This window comes from Phytobacter sp. (assembly GCF_059074235.1).
Genome location: NZ_JCACPZ010000004.1, coordinates 236,078 through 251,719 on the forward strand (window position 1 = coordinate 236,078; position 15,642 = coordinate 251,719).

Genomic DNA, 15,642 nt, shown 5'->3' on the forward strand with positions numbered 1-15,642 from the left:
ATGAGACCAGCAAATTTTGCCCCGGTGTATTGCGCTCTTTATCCAGCACTGGCTGAGATAGCGCGTAAGCATGGCTACGCAATGGCTATTCACGGAACGATGGCGCGTGACTTTGACCTGATTTGCATCCCCTGGGTTGAGAGACCTTCAAAACCAGAAGATGTCGTTGCGGAAATTACTGCGACTTATTCCACCACGGATATCACCAATCCTGGATTTAAACCGCACGGACGTCTGGCGTATTCCGTGTGCTTTGGGTTCGGTGAATTCTTCGCTGATTTATCGTTTATGCCTGTTGAGTCAGCGTATTTTGACGGCATAAAAGCTGCTGCTGACTGGATAGATAAACAGCGCGAGGCATACGATGACGAGCATGGAAGGCGTGACCCGGACACGGGTTCGTTTGAGTTCGGTAATGATGCACAGCTTGAATATTCGTACTCTCTGGTAGAGCTAGCTGATGGAGTTCGTGCGTTAACCAAAAGAAATCAGGAGTCAGCATGACCACACAATTACCGTGGCGCGGCAATCAACGCGGTCGTAGTCAGGCGATTCTCACCGAATACAAATATGACCGCGACGCCGGGAAGACTCAGTCAGTTTTCCTCATCCGGCATAGCAGTAGTGTGCAGCAAACGGTATTGGAGCAGAAAGTCACAATCGAGCGCAGCAGTTACGGCGCGTTCAAGCCGACAGTGGCGCTTGACGATTTCCCGCAAGGGTTAAGTGACCGCGAATCCATGCTGAAACTGGCCGACTGGCTGCACCGTCTCGGTGTGGCAATTGAAGATAACTGGGCGCAGCCATGACCAGCAAACTCAAACAGCGGCGCTTGCGCCGCCTCAAGGCTGATGTGTGGTGGTGGCAGCAGGAGGCCAACGACTGGAAGCAGATCGCAATGGAGCACGCCGCCGAAATTGATCGCCTGCGTAGCCAGGTGATTCATGTAGTGATGCCAATGATGGTGCCACCAGCAATAGTGGAAAACCTGAAGGCAAAGCGCGTAGAGCATGAGCTTTGCCTCAAATGTAATGACGGCGCACGCAGTGGTTGTTCTGCCTGCGCCTACAATATTCGTTAACCGGGTGCAGCCGGTAATGTGGAGGGCTAACTATGGGGCAGCTTGTAGCAATAAATGATTGGGCGTCTGGTCCAAACGGTTTTCGTGAACCGATCAGTAGATCGGCGCTGCATAAAATCGCAAAGACTAAACAAACATACCCCCCAGCAATCAAGCATGGTCGACGCTGGGTAGTAGATGAAGATGCCCGTTTTATCGGTCTGGTTGGGAAGGTAGAGATTTCTTCAGGAATATCTGATCCTGCCCGTCAGTTAGTGGAGAAAGCATTGAATGGCTGCTCGCCCAAGAAAACATAATATCGACATTCCTAACCTCTACTGCAAATTAGATAAGAGAACAGAAAAGGTTTATTGGCAGTACAAGCACCCCATTACAGGAGTCTTTATAGGTTTTGGTTTGGATGCCGACGCCGCGAGAGCGGCAGCTACTGAGATGAATAGAATCGTCGCAGAGCAAGAAACCAAACAGTCATATGCATTAATAGATATGGCTATAAAAGCAAACACAAAACAGGATGCAGCGATTAGGGTTGTAGATTGGATAGTAAAATATATTGACATCCAAAAAGAAAGAGTTAACAACAATGAATTATCACCAAAAACATTAAAAAACAGAAAATCATGCGCTCTTATTTTTTCCAGGCGCGTGCCAAATTTACGGCTCAAAGATGTTGACACGAAAATAGTCGCTTCTTTAATTAATGAATATAAAGAGGATGGCAAAATAAGAATGGGGCAGCTTATCAGGGCTGTACTTATCGATGTATTTAAAGAGGCGCAACATGCCGGGGAAGTGCCACCTGGTCATAACCCAGCTTTAGCTGTGAGAAATCCAAAAGGTAAAGTTCAGCGAAGTAGGATGTCGTTAGAACAGTGGAAAGCAATATTCGAAATAGCCAGTCATTCTCAGCCATTTTTTCAGAACTCAATGTTATTGGCATTGGTAACAGGGCAGCGGCGGGGAGATCTAGTAGCTTTGCAGTTCTCAGACATATGGGATGGATATCTTCACATACAGCAAAGGAAGACAGGTGTGAAGATAGCCATACCTCTAACCCTTCGTTGTGATGCAATAGGGATGTCGTTAGGGGATGTGATCTCTAAATGCCGGGACCGCGTCGTGAGTAAATATCTTCTTCATCATTCGAGGAAGCATTACACGATCAATACTGGAGACCCTGTTACAGAAGGAACTATTAGCCGAGCTTTTATGGAGGCCAGGGTTGAGGCTGGAATTGAAGCGCCAGAAGGCAGCACCCCTATTTCGTTTCACGAGCAAAGATCACTGGCATCACGGCTTTACACCGAACAGGGCGTGGATGTGAAAACGCTTCTTGGGCATAGCACTGAGGCTATGACAGAGCAGTACCGGGATGACAGAGGATTGGGCTGGAAACATGTGGTGATTTAGAGGTTTTGGGGAATGATTTTGGGGAGATTTTGGGGAAAGGAAATAATTCATATAAATCAGTTGGTTGTTTTTCCGCGATTTTCTCCATAAGCAGACTGCCACCTCAGGCAGTTAATCGAGCCGGCAGCCAGCGATCCCCTCGCTGGCTGTTTTTTCTCTTGTCAGTGATTAAGGCGCAAATTACGGTACAAAAATGCATCTATTTACCCCCTTGCCCTGCCGCAGATGTGGCATATTACTCCCCAGACAAACTCGATTTTCCAGTCGCCTCTTTCGCGTCTGGAGTTTTTAAAACAGTACACATAATAGCGTTGTTGAAGTGAGTACTCTTGAAGCCGTCCTTTTTTTGGGGCGGCTTTTTTATTTTCATCCTCACCCGGCTGGATTACTCTTGGACTTTATGTTGTTCATCCGGGAGCGATGATGTCAGAGATAGCAAGTCTTCATATCCACCAACACCTTATTGAAACCCTCGACACCCATCAGGCGCGCTATCGTGTGGTAGAACACGAAGCATCAGGCAAATGCGAAGCGGTGAGTGAGATTCGCGGAACCGCGCTGGGTCAGGGGGCTAAAGCGCTGGTCTGTAAAATCAAAGGCAACGGCGTGAAGCTGCATGTCCTTGCGATTCTCGCCGCAGATTTGCAGGCAGATTTGTCGCAACTGGCGTCATTCTTTGGGGGAAGTAAAGCCTCGCTGGCGAGCCCAGCCGAAGTGGAAACCCTAACAGCCTGTGTGTTTGGTGCGATTCCGCCGTTCAGCTTTCATCCCGATCTGAAGCTGGTCGCTGACCCACTCCTCTTCGATCGTTTCGACGAAATTGCTTTCAATGCCGGATTGCTGGAGAAGTCGATTATCCTCAAAACCGAAGACTACCTGCGCATTGCTCACCCGGAACAAATTAGCTTCCATCGCGTGGCCTGACGCTAAATGGGTTGAGCCATTATGGCCAGCCCGCCTTTTCCAGAGTCAACACCGAAACCACCAACACCACCACAATCGCAATAAATGATGATGTGATAATCAGTACATCATTCAGCATGGGATCGTTCATCTTCATCTGCCTGTTCTTTGTTCAGTCATACTATTAATAATCACTATGAGTGACAATTTGATGACAGGTACATCCTCTTTCTGAAACACCTCGTCGCTGAAACGATTCCTGCGCTAATACCCTGATTCTCCAACCTTTGAAAGCACTGATTTTATTTTTCAGCGAAACGACAATTAAATTGTTACCGGTATCACGAAAATCACTTTCCATAATTCCGAAGGCAAATCTCGTAATTGTTAAGCACGCCATATTACAACACCATAGATTCAGTACCTCCCTGAAATAACCTTACAGAGTCTGGTGAATACAATGAATTTAACGATCACCCGGAAAGAAAAAATCAGTTATGGATTGGGCGACATGGCCAGCCATGTCGGGCTGGATAATGTCATTATTTTTCTGACTTTTTATTATACGGATGTGGTGGGATTACCGGCTGCGTTCGTGGGCACCATGTTTTTATTAGCACGTACCGCCGACGCGATTATCGATCCGGCCATGGGATATCTTGCGGATCGTACCAAAACCCGTTGGGGAAAATTCCGCCCCTGGATGCTCTGGCTCGCGCTGCCCTTCGGTGCCAGCTGCCTGCTGACCTACGCCGTGCCTGAGTCGCTGACCCTTTCCGGAAAAATGATCTTCGCTACCGTCAGTTATACGCTGATGATGTTGATGTATACGGCGATTAATATTCCCTATTGTTCCATGGGTGCCGTGATTACACCCAACAACGAAGACCGTATTTCACTGCAATCGTACCGCTTCTTTTTAGCCACCCTTGGCGGTGCGATGTCCACCTTCTTTATGATGCCGCTGGCGCAGTATCTTGGCGGTGACGATAAATTACTCGGCTACCGTTGGGCAATGGCAATAATGGCCAGTGCCGCGGTCATTATGTTCTGGATCTGTTTCGCCAATACCCGTGAGCGAATTAAAGCACCAGCCACCCATAATAATTACCTCGCTGAACTGCGCGATTTATTACGTAACGATCAGTGGCGCGTGGTCGCCATGCTGGTTATTACCAATATCGGCTTTGGGGTTATTCGTCTTGGCGCAATGATGTACTTCGTCACTTATTATCTGGGCAGCGCCAGCTATTTTATGTGGATGCTGGGTGCGCACATTCTGGGTAAAGCTGCCGGCAGTGCTTTGGCAAAACGCCTGACCCGCAACTTCAGCAAAGTACAGATGTTTGGTTATTGCTCGGTGCTGGCGGGGGTTCTGAGCATCGCCCTCTTCTTTGCACCGAAATCTATTTTTGTGTTAGTCCCTCTCACCTTCATCGTCTCCACTCTGTATCAATCCACCACCACGCTGATGTGGGTGATGATGGCGGACGTTGCCGACTATGGTGAATGGCTGCAGAAAAAACGGATGGACGGCGTGATTTTCTCCACCTTCCTCGCCGTGCTGAAACTCGGTATGGCGATCAGCGGCGCAATCGTCGGCTGGACACTGAGCCTCAGCGGCTACGTCGCCAACGCCCCGGAACAAACGTCAACGGCAATGTACTGCATCGTTGCCCTCTTTACCGTCGTACCCGGTCTGCTTTCACTGGCCGCGTTTGCCACGCTTCGCTGGTATAAGCTCGACGATAACACCATGAAATCTATCAACCTTGCCCGTCATAGTCTCTCGTAAAAAGGACGCATTATTCATGAGCGAATTGATTCAACACCCTGACAGCATTGAGTGGCGTTTTGAGCGTCAAATCCTGCGCATCGAACCCTGGGGTGAAAACAGCCTGCGCGTGCGTGCCACCTGCTCCCCGGATTTCAGCGACAGCCTGCATGCGTTATTAGCGCCACAGGCCAGCCAGGCGGAGGTCAGTGCCCAGGCAGAGCAACTGACACTGCGTAATGGGAATATCACCGCCGTACTGAACCTCAAAGGGCAACTGGCCTTTTACAACCAGCGCGGCGAGCTGCTGCTCGAAGAGATGTGGCGTCAGCGTTCCACGGTCGGCATCGGGGCCAGTGAAAAGAGCCAGGACAAGTACATCAGCGCCCTGAAGCTCGATGGCCGGGAATTTAAACCGCTGCCAGGCGGCAAATATCAGCTGACCGTGCGCTTTGAATCTCGTGCAGATGAGCGTATTTACGGCATGGGCCAGTATCAGCAGCCGTGGCTGGATCTGAAAGGCTGCGTGCTGGAACTGGCTCAACGTAACTCGCAGGCCAGCGTGCCCTTTATGCAGTCCAGCCTCGGTTACGGTCTGTTGTGGAACAACCCGGCCATTGGCGAAGCCAGCTTTGCCAAAAACCAGACCGAGTGGCAGGCAAAGGTCACTCAGGAGATGGACTACTGGATAACCGCCGCTGATAGCATTCAGGGCATCACCCGCCAGTATGCCAAAGCGACCGGCACGCCACCGCCCGCCCCAGGCTTTACCAGCGGGTTATGGCAGTGCAAGCTGCGCTACCGCACTCAGCAGGAGGTGCTGGAGGTCGCACGCGAGTATCGCCGTCGCCACCTGCCGCTCTCCGTGATGGTCATCGACTTCTTCCACTGGCCGAATCAGGGCACCTGGTGTTTCGACCCAGTGGACTGGCCGGATCCCAAAGCGATGGTGGAGGAGCTAAAATCTCTCGGCATCGAGCTGATGGTCTCCGTCTGGCCGACGGTGGAAGCCCGCAGCCCGCTTTTCCCGGTGATGAAAGCCAAAGGCTATCTGGTCACCAGCGACCGGGGTGTGCAGGTGAACCTCGATTTTATGGGGAACACCACCTTCTTCGACGCCACGCACCCGCAGGCGCGTGAATTTGTCTGGGAGACGGTGAAGAAGAATTACTACGATCTGGGCATCAAACTGTTCTGGCTTGATGAAGCCGAACCGGAATATCGGGCGTACGATTTTGACAATTACCGCTACCATGCCGGGCCGGTGCTGGAAGTCGGCAACCAGTATCCACGCGACTTTGCCCAGGGCTTTTATGACGGGCTTGTTGCCAATGGTGAGAAGGACATTGTTAACCTGGTGCGCTGCTCCTGGGCGGGAAGCCAGCGCTTTGGCGTGCTGGCGTGGTCCGGCGATGTGCACTCCTCTTTCCATGCCTTCCGCAACCAGCTGGCGGCCGGGTTAAACATGGGGCTGGCCGGTATTCCGTGGTGGACCACCGACATCGGTGGTTTCCAGGGCGGTAACGTCAACGATCCGGCTTTCCACGAACTGCTGATCCGCTGGTTCCAGTGGGCGGTCTTCTGCCCGGTGCTGCGCATGCACGGTTATCGTGAACCGCAAATCCAGCCGCCAGAAAGCTACCGTAACGGCATTCCGCAATGCAACAGTGGCTCACCCAACGAGTTGTGGAGTTACGGTGAGGAAAACTACACCATCATGCAGCACTGGCTGAGCGTGCGTGAGAAGCTGCGTCCTTACGTTGATGCCTTGTTTGATAATGCTCACCAGCACGGCGATCCGTTGATGCGCCCGTTGTTCTGGCGCTATCCGGACGAAACGCAAAGCTGGCAGGTCGAAGATCAGTATTTGTTTGGCGATGACCTGCTGGTCGCGCCGGTACTGCATGCAGGTGAGCGGGAGCGTGAGGTCTGGCTGCCAGGCACCCACGCCTGGGTGGCACTCAACGGCGAGCGGTATAAGAGTCAGCAGCGTATCCGGGTTTCTGCCGGGCTTGATACCATCCCGGTATTTATTCGCGACGGCAGCCCGCTGGTGAATGTATTAGTCAGTGGCTAATGCAATTGCCCGAAAATAAGCGCTTTCGGTATAAAAAGCCTGCTTATCAACGCGCTTACGCGTAAAGTAGTGTAAGCAGGCTTCTCTTGATTTTCATGGAAAGGAACAAAACACTCTCCATGTTTGATACCACTCTCTTTATCCTTCTTGGGCTGGTGGCACTGAGCTTCTTTAGCCATAACACCACCGTCGCCGTCGCCGTTATGGTGCTGATCATTGTACGTATCACCCCGCTCAACGCCTGGTTTCCGTGGGTTGAAAAACAGGGGCTGACCATCGGGATCGTTATCCTGACGATTGGCGTGATGGCACCGATTGCCAGCGGCACGCTGCCGCCTTCGACGCTTATCAATTCTTTCCTGAACTGGAAGTCGCTGATTGCCATCGCGGTGGGCGTGTTCGTCTCGTGGTTAGGTGGACGAGGCGTGACCCTGATGAGCTCACAGCCTTCGCTGGTAGCTGGCCTGTTGGTGGGAACCGTGCTGGGTGTGGCCCTGTTCCGGGGGGTGCCGGTCGGGCCACTGATTGCCGCAGGTCTGGTCTCGCTGTTAATTGGTCGGCAGTAAGTGTCGGCGCTGCCAGCGCTTAACGCCCAGTTCCAGCAGGCTACACAGCAGGTAGTAAACCAGTCCGGTAAAGATGAATAACGCTGCCGGGTAAACCTGTACCCGGTTATTCACCTGCCCGGCTACCGTTGTCAGCTCTGGCACATTGACGATAAACGCCAGCGACGTGTCTTTCAGCAAGGCAATCAGCAAGCCGATAAACGACGGAATGGCATTGCGCAGCGCCTGGGGCAACAGCACCAGTTGCAGAATGTGCCAGGATCCAAATCCGCTACTCAACGCCGCCTCATATTGCCCCTTCGGTAACGCATTCAACGCGGCCAGCGTGGAGTACATGACCGAGGCCGAGGTAAACCATGCCAGCGCCAGCGTCACGGTGACCGCGCCTGGCAAATCCGCGCCGGTTATCCACGGCAGTAAAAACCACATCCAGAATATGACAAAAATCAGCGGGATCCCGCGTATTAACTCCGCCCATGCAAACAGCACTTTGCGCAGCCAGCCCGGATACCGCCACGCCAGACAGGCCAGCAAAATCCCACCTGGAAACGCCAGTACGCCTGCGCCCAGGGTCATCAGTACTGACAGCAGCACACCGCCGGGTTCGCCCTGTAGCGTGCGCCCCAGCAGCAGATAACTGAGGTTATCGGTAATCACGGTGATGTTAGCGAGCACGGTAAGCCTCCTTGCGGGTCATTGCGCGCCAGCCGCGCGGCAGATTGAACAACAGGCTCATCACCAGTCCCAGCGCCAGATAGAGGACACTGCCCACAGTGAAGGCTTCCAGCGCGTGCGCATTGAAGCTTTCGATTTGCCGGGTCTGGTAGGTCAGTTCAGCAAAACCAATACCGGTCGCCAGCGAAGAGAGTTTCATTAGATTGAGATACTGCCCCACCACCGGTTGCCAGGCATTTTCCAGACCTTGTGGTAGCAGCACCCAACGGAACAGTGCCAGGTCACTAAACCCCTGCGATTTCGCCGCTTCAACTTGCCCCTTCGGTACGGCCAGCAGCCCGGCCTGAATCTCTTCCACCAGAAACGCCGCCGTAAACAGCCCCAACGCCCACGCCGATGAGAGAAACTCCGGCGTAAACCACCAGACATCACCGGGTAAGATGCTGAATGCGTGGTCATCATTCACATACTGGCGAAAGCCTTCCGGCAGCACATTCCAGGCGGCGAAGTACCAGAAGAGGATCTGTACCAGCAGCGGCGTGTTACGAAACAGCGAGACCCAGCAGGCGACAATCGCTTTTCCCACCCGTCCGCCCGCCAGGCGCAGTGCAAGCAGGAGCACAGTAAGCAAAGTCGCCAGCAGCACACCCACCACCGTCACCCAAATGGTGGTCAGGAATCCCGATATCAGCCATTGCGCCGGTTGGCCGGTAAACACGCCGGCCCAGTCGAGATGGATCCCCATTACAGCTCCTTGCTATCGGCATGAAGTGGATTGAGGACTTTTTGCAGAAAACGTTGCGCGCGCGGATGCTGAGGGGCAGTAAAGAATGCCTCGGGAGCCGCCTGTTCAAGGATTTCCCCGCCGTCGATAAACACCACCCGGTCAGCAATTTCCCGGGCAAACTGCATCTCGTGAGTCACAACAATCAGCGTAATCCCGCTATGGGCGAGCGATTTCATCACCTGCAGGACCTCACCGATCATCTCCGGATCCAGCGCCGAAGTCGGCTCATCAAACAGGATGATATGTGGATCAGCCGCCAGCGTGCGGGCAATCGCCACGCGCTGTTGTTGACCGCCGGAAAGCTGCGACGGGAAATGTCCGGCTTTCTCTTTCAGGCCCACCCGCTCCAGCAGGCTCAGCGCTTTCGCTTTGGCTTCCACCGCCGATTTGCCGTGAATTTTGGTCAACGCCAGGGTGATGTTGTCCAGCGCGGTCAAATGGGCGTAGAGGTTAAATTGCTGGAAAACAAAGCCCACGTGGCGACGCAGATTGCGCAGTTCACGGCCCTTAAGCTGCCGGGTCGGTTTGCCATCCACCAGAATCTCGCCGTCGGTGAGGGTTTCCAGTTGATTGATCAGGCGAATCAGTGTCGATTTACCGGAGCCAGATGGTCCGCAAACCGCCACCACTTCGCCTGCTGCTACCTGCAAATCAATGTTGTTCAATACGCGGTGGTCGCCATAGCTTTTGCTCGCTTTGCGAAATTCCACCGTGCCTTTTTGCACGGGAAAAGCCTCCGGGGCTTGCGCCACGGAGGTAGAAAAGAGACCTGCCAACATATTTACTTCGCTTCTATTTTAAAGCTGCGCGGAGCCGGGGCTTTGGTTTGCGGACCAAACCAGACGTCGTAAATTTTTGCAGCTTCACCGCTCTGCTCAAGCTTAACGAGTTCGTCGTTAACGGCTTTCAGCAACGCCGTTTCGCCTTTGGTGACGCCCACACCGATCTCTTCTTTAGAGAGCAGGTCAGGCAGAATTTTGAATTTGGCTTTGTCCGGTGCTTCCGCCAGCAAACCCGCCAGAATGGTGCTGTCCTGAGTAATCGCCTGAACGTTACCGTTACGCAGCGCGGTCAGCGCCAGCGGGATGTCGTCATATGCCAGCACGCGGGACTGCGGGAAACGCTGGTGCAGCGCCTGCTCACCGGTGGTGCCTTTTACCGCACCGATGCGTGCTTTGCTGTAGCTGTCGAGTTTATCGGAACCGCTCGCCGCAACCAGGAACTGCTGACCAGTGACAAAGTAAGGCGTCGAGAAATCAATGACCTGCGCACGTTCCGGTGTAATGGTGATGTCTGCAACAATCAAATCCACTTTGCCGGACTGCAGCAGCGGAATGCGGTTCGCCGGGTTGGTTGCCACCAGCTCCAGCTTCACACCCAGACTTTTCGCCAGCGCTTTCGCAAAATCGACGTCGTAGCCCACGATTTCATGACTCTGTGGGTCGATGGCACCAAACGGAGGGTTAGCATCAAATGTCGCCACTTTCACGACGCCAGCGGCTTTAATATCAGCCAGTTTGTCCGCGTGAGCGGCAAATGAGAAAGTTGAAAGCAATGCCAGTGCGGTCAGTGCACCGATTTTTTTATTTTGTGCTGTGGTTGCCATGCTAATCCTTACGCCCTGTTATAAGTAAGATTTCATGGCTAAAGTCACATAACCGTAATCATCAGACAAATATCAAAAAGTGCATTTATTATCTATAAAAGTTATTAAAACAATAAGGTCCATATGATTCGCTTATTCAACTAAAGTTGTCAGTGGAAACGTGCAAAGTCCATGTTATCTACATGGATTTAGCAGCATAAAATATTCACCCCGCACCCAATGCCGCCAGATATCGACCCGGCGTTTGCCCGAGCCCTTTTTTAAACATAGTGATAAACGCCGTGGTGGAGTCATAACCCAGCGTCTGGGCAATATGCTGAACTGCATGTCCGCTAATCAGTAACCTGACCGCCAGAATCAACTGCAACTGCTGACGCCAGCGCCGAAAACTTAAGCCGGTCTCCTTCACCACCAGACGCGCCAGATTACGCTCACTCATGGCAAAGATTTGTGCCCATTCGGTCAGTGTTTGCCGCTTTTCCGGGGCATGTTCCATGCTTTCAACCATCTGGCGAACCTTCGGGTGCGGCGAGACGGGCAGTTGCAACTGCATTTGCGGTTGGCGCGGGAGTTCGTCAAACAGAACCTGTACCAGACGCTGTGTTGCAGGTTCTTGTCGTTCGCGATGATTACGGGCCGCCAGCGTGATGATTAATTCCCGCACCAGCGAAGAGATTTTAAGCGTGCAGCAGGTTTCCGGCATCTCAACCCGACCCGGTTCAATAAACAAAAAGTAGAGTTGTGCCCCCGGCGTGGCATGGTTGCTATGGGCCACCATGCCCGGCAGCCAAACGGCGTGATGGGGTGGCACCATCCAGCGGGCATTTTCGACTTCACTGGTTATCGCCCCCGTCAGTGCGAGGATCAACTGTCCTTTGCGATGACGATGTGTCGGAATACGCTGCTCGTCGGCACTAACGTTAATCCCGAAAGCCAGCGCCGCTTCCTGCTGTCCGTCCGGATTAAAGCCATCCAGTCCCAGTCCATGCTGCATTATTTTGTCCGAATTTAGCGATAAAGTGTCATTTTAGCTTGATTTAAACAACGGCAAAAAGGGGTAAGGTGTGTTTCTGATATTTTTCCTGAGAATACAATGACCACTGTTATCACTTCGCGTGGCAAGCAGGGTGTGCTGCTGATTGCAGGCATTCTGATGATCGCCACGACCCTGCGCGTCACCTTTACCGGTGCGGCCCCCTTGCTGGATGCTATTCGTGCCGATTATGGTTTATCTACTGCAGCAACCGGAATGCTCACCACCCTTCCTCTGCTGGCGTTTGCCCTTATCTCTCCGTTAGCGGCAGGGGTTGCCCGACGTATTGGAATGGAACGCAGCCTGTTTGTTGCCATGCTGCTGATTTGCGCAGGGATTGCCGTGCGCTCTCTGCCCTCACCTGCCATGTTGTTTACCGGCACGGCTATTATTGGTTGCGGCATTGCTTTAGGTAATGTGCTACTGCCAGGCATTCTTAAGCGTGATTTTTCGGGTCAGGTTGCAAAACTCACCGGCGCTTACTCGCTGACCATGGGGGCCGCAGCGGCGCTGGGCTCTGCCGTGGTGGTACCTATTGCGATGATGGGGGCAGGCTGGCACGGCGCGTTACTGGCGCTGATGGCCTTCCCTTTGCTGGCACTCTTGTGTTGGTTACCGCAGTTAAAACGCCAACAAGCCACAAATCTGACAACCTCTCCCCTTACGCAAAGTCGTGGGATTTGGCGCTCTGCGCTCGCCTGGCAACTGACGCTCTTTCTTGGCATCAACTCTTTAATCTATTACGTGGTAATTGGTTGGCTCCCCGCCATTTTGATTAGCTATGGTTACAGCGAGGCGGGTGCGGGTTCCCTGCATGGTCTGCTGCAACTGGCGACAGCCTCACCGGGCATTCTCGTGCCGCTGATTTTGCATCGCCTGCGCGATCAACGTGGCATTGCGGTCGTTATCGCCTTGCTATGTGCGGTGAGTTCAGCCGGGTTTGTCGTCTGGCCTGAGCAGGCCGTGTTGTGGACGCTGATGTTTGGCTTTGGCTCCGGGGGGACCATGATCCTCGGCCTCACGTTTATTGGCTTACGCGCAAGCTCAGCACATCAGGCGGCGGCGTTATCTGGTATGGCGCAATCCGTCGGTTACCTGCTTGCCGCCTGCGGCCCTCCGCTAATGGGCAAAATTCACGATGTGAATGGGAGCTGGCATATTCCGCTGATTACCTGTGCGGTGCTGTCCGTGCTGATGGCGATGTCGGGGGCGTTTGCCGGGCGGGCTCGTTGATCCAGAGGATGGTAGTATCGGGCTTGTAGGCCCGATACTACCATCGGGCAACAAAATGATTGAAAACTATCGACTAATCATAGGCCGCACGCAGCAGCGCTTGCACCAGCGGCACCGGTCGCCCGGCCAGCGCATTACGCTCATGCTGGAACAAGGTCGCGACAAAGAACGGATGATTCACCAACTCAACGGCCCGGATTTCTCCGTCTTCATCCCATCCGGTCACCCGCAGGTCCCCTTTCTCCAGTTCTGCGGCAAAATCAGCCGCAATACCATAATTACAATGATAACCTTCAGATATCTCTTCCTGTCCGTAAGCCTTAGCAATCAATGTATTGGGACGTAATTCAATTGATGCTGTCTGTTCCACCAATGAGCACGCCAGCGGCACAATAACCATTTTACCTTCGGTATCGGTTTCCTGATGTGCGGCGTTTTCATAACCCAGCACATTACGGGCATACTCAATGATGGCGTGCTGGAAACCACCACAGGTACCGAGGAACGGAATCGCATTTTCCCGCGCATATTGAATCGCAATAAATGCCCCTTCAGGGTTTTTATAGGGGCTCGCCGGTACCACCCAAATAGCATCGTAGCCAACGAGGTCGTCACTACAGGTGATCTCGGGTGTCGCCAGCCAGTCGTAATCTGCGGTAAGCTCAAGAACGGCGGCTGCGTCATCTATCGCCAGAGGAATTGCCTGATGGGCGACGACGTCGTGGTTATAATCGCCGACAAGGGCAATACGCAGCGTATCTTTAACGGGAATATGGGTCATGAAGGGTTCCTTACGTTCAGGCAGATAACGGACAACATAAGGAACCTCACATTAGCGATCTTTTGCCTTTATCACAATCTCTTAAAACGAGTAGTTCGTAATTTTTCACTTTGCGATGAAAATGGCGTGCAGAGCGGCAACCAAGTTGTAAAAGAGAAAACATGCAAAACAAAATTCTGGTGAGCGCCTGCCTTATGGGCTTCAAAGTTCGCTATAACGGAAGCGAAAAGGCCACCCTGCAAGAAACACTGGCCCGCTGGAAGCAAGAGAAACGTCTGGTTGTTCACTGCCCTGAACTGGCAGCAGGTTTAATCACCCCACGCCCACCGGCAGAAATTGTTGCAGGCAACGGACATGATGTAATGCAGGGCAATGCGCGGATCGTCGAAAACACTGGCCAGGATGTGACCGCCCATTATCAACTGGCGGCCTGGCTGGCACTGGAAACAGCGCAGAGAGAACAATGCTGCGCAGCATTACTCACCGACAGCAGCCCCACCTGCGGCAGTCAGGTGATTTACGACGGCACCTTCAGCGGTACGCAAGTTGAAGGTAAAGGTGTCGCAGCGACACTGCTTGAAGCACATGGTATTAAAGTGTTTTCACATGCACAAATTCCGCAGCTCATCGCGTGGATGAATGCGAGGGATAACAATGACGATTCAATGTAAGCGCGTCTATGAAACCGCGTCGGCAGATGATGGTTATCGGGTACTGGTTGACAGATTATGGCCCAGAGGAATGAAAAAAGCTGAACTGGCTTTTGATGAATGGTGCAAAGACCTCACCCCTTCGGCCGCATTGCGCAAAGAATTTCACGCAGAAATGATAGACTTCACCGCTTTTCGTGAAGCCTATTTGCAGGAGTTAGCAGAGCACAAAGATGAGGGTTTAACGCTGGCCGCACGGCAAAAACAGCAAACGGTCACCCTGCTCTACGCGGCGAAGAATGAACAGCAAAACCATGCCATAGTGCTGGCTGAGTGGCTCAGAAGTTTGTAATTAGCAGGCTTCGCGGGTGCGCGTCTCTTCTGGCTGGTGGTCTGGCTGAAGCGGCATCAAATGCCCGGCACGTATAAATGCAAAACCCGACTGACCATCAAAAGCCACTACTTCTCCTGTCACTAACCAAAGCGCCTGAGGCATATTCAACGGCATACGGGTCATGACGCCATTGACAGGATTAAGGAAAGTCTCGCCTGGCTGAAAAAGACCAAAAAGCTCAACGGCTTTGCCAATATTGCTTCTGCCGGCAGGGGTTTGAGCGCCTATCACCATTGCCAGGCTGCCCGGACGTAGCTGGAACATATTCTTCTCACGCGAAAGTAAACGGGGGTACTAGGATAATTCTTAACCGCTAGTGTACCCTGGCCCTTGCGCTGCTGTCACGATCCTCATTGAGGGTGATCGTGACGCCATAATTCCCACTCATCCACCACCTCTCCTGTCGGCAGTTTGCACTCCGTTCGAACACCCTGCGGGCTTTGTACCGGCACGCGCTCACCGCCTTTTTGCAGGCAATATTCCGCCGCCGGATTAGCAAGGCCAGTTGCAGGTGGCCGCGGTGCATTTCGATCTGCGGCACATGCGGTGAGTGTGAAAATAAACATGAGTAATGTCTTATGCATCAAATTATCCATTTTGAAATAATGAACCGAAAATTTAGCTTAATGCGTTACGCGCTACATCTCCATGATTTCTCCATCTTTACACCAC

The 15,642-nt window shown here is 52.8% G+C and carries 21 protein-coding genes; 12 read left to right on the forward strand and 9 right to left on the reverse strand.

Annotation, left to right across the window (positions count from 1 at the left end; genetic code table 11):
* The 6 genes from AC5JPW_RS05135 to AC5JPW_RS05160 all read left to right on the forward strand — a co-directional run bounded on the left by AC5JPW_RS05135 (position 1) and on the right by AC5JPW_RS05160 (position 3,415).
* Entirely contained in the window at positions 1-504 is a 504-nt protein-coding gene (locus AC5JPW_RS05135; RefSeq protein ID WP_494238624.1) for a hypothetical protein, read from the forward strand.
* On the forward strand, positions 501-809 hold the full coding sequence (locus AC5JPW_RS05140) for a hypothetical protein (protein ID WP_494238626.1): 309 nt from the start codon (positions 501-503) through the stop codon (positions 807-809). The genes AC5JPW_RS05135 and AC5JPW_RS05140 overlap by 4 nt, the downstream gene beginning before the upstream one ends.
* A complete protein-coding gene (locus tag AC5JPW_RS05145; RefSeq protein WP_494238628.1) occupies positions 806-1,081 on the forward strand; it encodes a hypothetical protein in 276 nt (91 codons plus the stop codon). The genes AC5JPW_RS05140 and AC5JPW_RS05145 overlap by 4 nt, the downstream gene beginning before the upstream one ends.
* 32 nt (positions 1,082-1,113) lie before the next feature.
* Entirely contained in the window at positions 1,114-1,377 is a 264-nt protein-coding gene (locus AC5JPW_RS05150) for an excisionase (protein WP_494238630.1), read from the forward strand.
* Positions 1,352-2,491 (forward strand): phage integrase Arm DNA-binding domain-containing protein, encoded by a 1,140-nt coding sequence (locus tag AC5JPW_RS05155; protein WP_494238632.1) that lies wholly within the window; start codon positions 1,352-1,354, stop codon positions 2,489-2,491. Before AC5JPW_RS05150 ends, AC5JPW_RS05155 begins: the two co-directional genes overlap by 26 nt.
* 423 nt (positions 2,492-2,914) lie before the next feature.
* On the forward strand, positions 2,915-3,415 hold the full coding sequence (locus AC5JPW_RS05160) for a YbaK/prolyl-tRNA synthetase associated domain-containing protein (RefSeq protein ID WP_494238633.1): 501 nt from the start codon (positions 2,915-2,917) through the stop codon (positions 3,413-3,415).
* 19 nt (positions 3,416-3,434) lie between these two features.
* On the opposite strand, the gene yoaI is transcribed toward AC5JPW_RS05160, so the two are convergent.
* The gene (gene yoaI, locus AC5JPW_RS05165; RefSeq protein ID WP_494238634.1) at positions 3,435-3,545 is read right to left on the reverse strand and encodes a small membrane protein YoaI; all 111 of its coding nucleotides are present in this window, start codon (positions 3,543-3,545) and stop codon (positions 3,435-3,437) included.
* 309 nt (positions 3,546-3,854) lie between these two features.
* On the opposite strand from yoaI, the gene AC5JPW_RS05170 reads away from it, so the two are divergent.
* From AC5JPW_RS05170 to AC5JPW_RS05180, 3 genes are all read left to right on the forward strand, one after another.
* Positions 3,855-5,189, forward strand: a complete 1,335-nt coding sequence (locus AC5JPW_RS05170) for a glycoside-pentoside-hexuronide (GPH):cation symporter (protein WP_494238636.1) — start codon at positions 3,855-3,857, stop codon at positions 5,187-5,189.
* Between the two features lie 16 nt (positions 5,190-5,205).
* A complete protein-coding gene (locus AC5JPW_RS05175; protein ID WP_494238637.1) occupies positions 5,206-7,245 on the forward strand; it encodes a glycoside hydrolase family 31 protein in 2,040 nt (679 codons plus the stop codon).
* Between the two features lie 119 nt (positions 7,246-7,364).
* The gene (locus tag AC5JPW_RS05180) at positions 7,365-7,811 is read left to right on the forward strand and encodes a DUF441 domain-containing protein (protein WP_494238638.1); all 447 of its coding nucleotides are present in this window, start codon (positions 7,365-7,367) and stop codon (positions 7,809-7,811) included.
* Here AC5JPW_RS05180 and AC5JPW_RS05185 read toward each other — a convergent pair.
* From AC5JPW_RS05185 to AC5JPW_RS05205, 5 genes are all read right to left on the reverse strand, one after another.
* Positions 7,794-8,486, reverse strand: coding sequence for an amino acid ABC transporter permease (locus AC5JPW_RS05185; RefSeq protein ID WP_494238640.1), 693 nt, complete (start codon positions 8,484-8,486; stop codon positions 7,794-7,796). The two genes, AC5JPW_RS05180 and AC5JPW_RS05185, sit on opposite strands and share 18 nt — an antisense overlap.
* Positions 8,476-9,231 (reverse strand): amino acid ABC transporter permease, encoded by a 756-nt coding sequence (locus AC5JPW_RS05190; RefSeq protein WP_494238641.1) that lies wholly within the window; start codon positions 9,229-9,231, stop codon positions 8,476-8,478. Before AC5JPW_RS05190 ends, AC5JPW_RS05185 begins: the two co-directional genes overlap by 11 nt.
* A complete protein-coding gene (locus AC5JPW_RS05195) occupies positions 9,231-10,052 on the reverse strand; it encodes an amino acid ABC transporter ATP-binding protein (RefSeq protein ID WP_494238642.1) in 822 nt (273 codons plus the stop codon). Before AC5JPW_RS05195 ends, AC5JPW_RS05190 begins: the two co-directional genes overlap by 1 nt.
* Before the next feature lie 2 nt (positions 10,053-10,054).
* Complete coding sequence (locus AC5JPW_RS05200; protein WP_494238643.1) at positions 10,055-10,879, reverse strand: ABC transporter substrate-binding protein; 825 nt, start codon at positions 10,877-10,879, stop codon at positions 10,055-10,057.
* Positions 10,880-11,084: 205 nt separating this feature from the next.
* Positions 11,085-11,873 carry an AraC family transcriptional regulator gene (locus AC5JPW_RS05205; RefSeq protein ID WP_494238645.1) on the reverse strand — a complete coding sequence of 263 codons (789 nt, stop codon included), beginning with the start codon at positions 11,871-11,873 and terminating at the stop codon, positions 11,085-11,087.
* Between the two features lie 99 nt (positions 11,874-11,972).
* Between AC5JPW_RS05205 and AC5JPW_RS05210 the strand changes: the two genes are divergently transcribed.
* A complete protein-coding gene (locus AC5JPW_RS05210; RefSeq protein ID WP_494238647.1) occupies positions 11,973-13,145 on the forward strand; it encodes a CynX/NimT family MFS transporter in 1,173 nt (390 codons plus the stop codon).
* A 73-nt stretch (positions 13,146-13,218) separates the two neighbouring features.
* On the opposite strand, the gene AC5JPW_RS05215 is transcribed toward AC5JPW_RS05210, so the two are convergent.
* Entirely contained in the window at positions 13,219-13,926 is a 708-nt protein-coding gene (locus tag AC5JPW_RS05215; protein WP_494238648.1) for a CTP synthase C-terminal region-related (seleno)protein, read from the reverse strand.
* A gap of 161 nt (positions 13,927-14,087) precedes the next feature.
* On the opposite strand from AC5JPW_RS05215, the gene AC5JPW_RS05220 reads away from it, so the two are divergent.
* A complete protein-coding gene (locus AC5JPW_RS05220) occupies positions 14,088-14,597 on the forward strand; it encodes a 2-thiouracil desulfurase family protein (RefSeq protein WP_494238650.1) in 510 nt (169 codons plus the stop codon).
* Entirely contained in the window at positions 14,581-14,928 is a 348-nt protein-coding gene (locus AC5JPW_RS05225; protein ID WP_494238652.1) for a DUF488 domain-containing protein, read from the forward strand. Before AC5JPW_RS05220 ends, AC5JPW_RS05225 begins: the two co-directional genes overlap by 17 nt.
* On the opposite strand, the gene AC5JPW_RS05230 is transcribed toward AC5JPW_RS05225, so the two are convergent.
* Together AC5JPW_RS05230 and AC5JPW_RS05235 are read right to left on the reverse strand one after the other, a co-directional pair.
* Entirely contained in the window at positions 14,929-15,234 is a 306-nt protein-coding gene (locus AC5JPW_RS05230; protein WP_494238653.1) for a hypothetical protein, read from the reverse strand.
* A gap of 86 nt (positions 15,235-15,320) precedes the next feature.
* Complete coding sequence (locus AC5JPW_RS05235; protein ID WP_494238655.1) at positions 15,321-15,554, reverse strand: putative hemolysin; 234 nt, start codon at positions 15,552-15,554, stop codon at positions 15,321-15,323.
* Positions 15,555-15,642: the final 88 nt, after the last annotated feature.

Excerpts from the sequence above, each read along its gene's own strand:
- AC5JPW_RS05145 (WP_494238628.1), top strand. The coding sequence starts at position 806 with ATGACCAGCAAACTCAAACAGCGGCGCTTGCGCCGCCTCAAGGCTGAT.
- AC5JPW_RS05195 (WP_494238642.1), bottom strand. The coding sequence starts at position 10,052 with ATGTTGGCAGGTCTCTTTTCTACCTCCGTGGCGCAAGCCCCGGAGGCT.
- AC5JPW_RS05220 (WP_494238650.1), top strand. The coding sequence starts at position 14,088 with ATGCAAAACAAAATTCTGGTGAGCGCCTGCCTTATGGGCTTCAAAGTT.
- yoaI (WP_494238634.1), bottom strand. The coding sequence starts at position 3,545 with ATGAACGATCCCATGCTGAATGATGTACTGATTATCACATCATCATTT.
- AC5JPW_RS05180 (WP_494238638.1), top strand. The coding sequence starts at position 7,365 with ATGTTTGATACCACTCTCTTTATCCTTCTTGGGCTGGTGGCACTGAGC.
- AC5JPW_RS05190 (WP_494238641.1), bottom strand. The coding sequence starts at position 9,231 with ATGGGGATCCATCTCGACTGGGCCGGCGTGTTTACCGGCCAACCGGCG.
- AC5JPW_RS05140 (WP_494238626.1), top strand. The coding sequence starts at position 501 with ATGACCACACAATTACCGTGGCGCGGCAATCAACGCGGTCGTAGTCAG.
- AC5JPW_RS05135 (WP_494238624.1), top strand. The coding sequence starts at position 1 with ATGAGACCAGCAAATTTTGCCCCGGTGTATTGCGCTCTTTATCCAGCA.
- AC5JPW_RS05155 (WP_494238632.1), top strand. The coding sequence starts at position 1,352 with ATGGCTGCTCGCCCAAGAAAACATAATATCGACATTCCTAACCTCTAC.
- AC5JPW_RS05175 (WP_494238637.1), top strand. The coding sequence starts at position 5,206 with ATGAGCGAATTGATTCAACACCCTGACAGCATTGAGTGGCGTTTTGAG.
- AC5JPW_RS05235 (WP_494238655.1), bottom strand. The coding sequence starts at position 15,554 with ATGCATAAGACATTACTCATGTTTATTTTCACACTCACCGCATGTGCC.
- AC5JPW_RS05215 (WP_494238648.1), bottom strand. The coding sequence starts at position 13,926 with ATGACCCATATTCCCGTTAAAGATACGCTGCGTATTGCCCTTGTCGGC.
- AC5JPW_RS05200 (WP_494238643.1), bottom strand. The coding sequence starts at position 10,879 with ATGGCAACCACAGCACAAAATAAAAAAATCGGTGCACTGACCGCACTG.
- AC5JPW_RS05230 (WP_494238653.1), bottom strand. The coding sequence starts at position 15,234 with ATGTTCCAGCTACGTCCGGGCAGCCTGGCAATGGTGATAGGCGCTCAA.
- AC5JPW_RS05210 (WP_494238647.1), top strand. The coding sequence starts at position 11,973 with ATGACCACTGTTATCACTTCGCGTGGCAAGCAGGGTGTGCTGCTGATT.
- AC5JPW_RS05170 (WP_494238636.1), top strand. The coding sequence starts at position 3,855 with ATGAATTTAACGATCACCCGGAAAGAAAAAATCAGTTATGGATTGGGC.
- AC5JPW_RS05225 (WP_494238652.1), top strand. The coding sequence starts at position 14,581 with ATGACGATTCAATGTAAGCGCGTCTATGAAACCGCGTCGGCAGATGAT.
- AC5JPW_RS05150 (WP_494238630.1), top strand. The coding sequence starts at position 1,114 with ATGGGGCAGCTTGTAGCAATAAATGATTGGGCGTCTGGTCCAAACGGT.
- AC5JPW_RS05160 (WP_494238633.1), top strand. The coding sequence starts at position 2,915 with ATGTCAGAGATAGCAAGTCTTCATATCCACCAACACCTTATTGAAACC.
- AC5JPW_RS05205 (WP_494238645.1), bottom strand. The coding sequence starts at position 11,873 with ATGCAGCATGGACTGGGACTGGATGGCTTTAATCCGGACGGACAGCAG.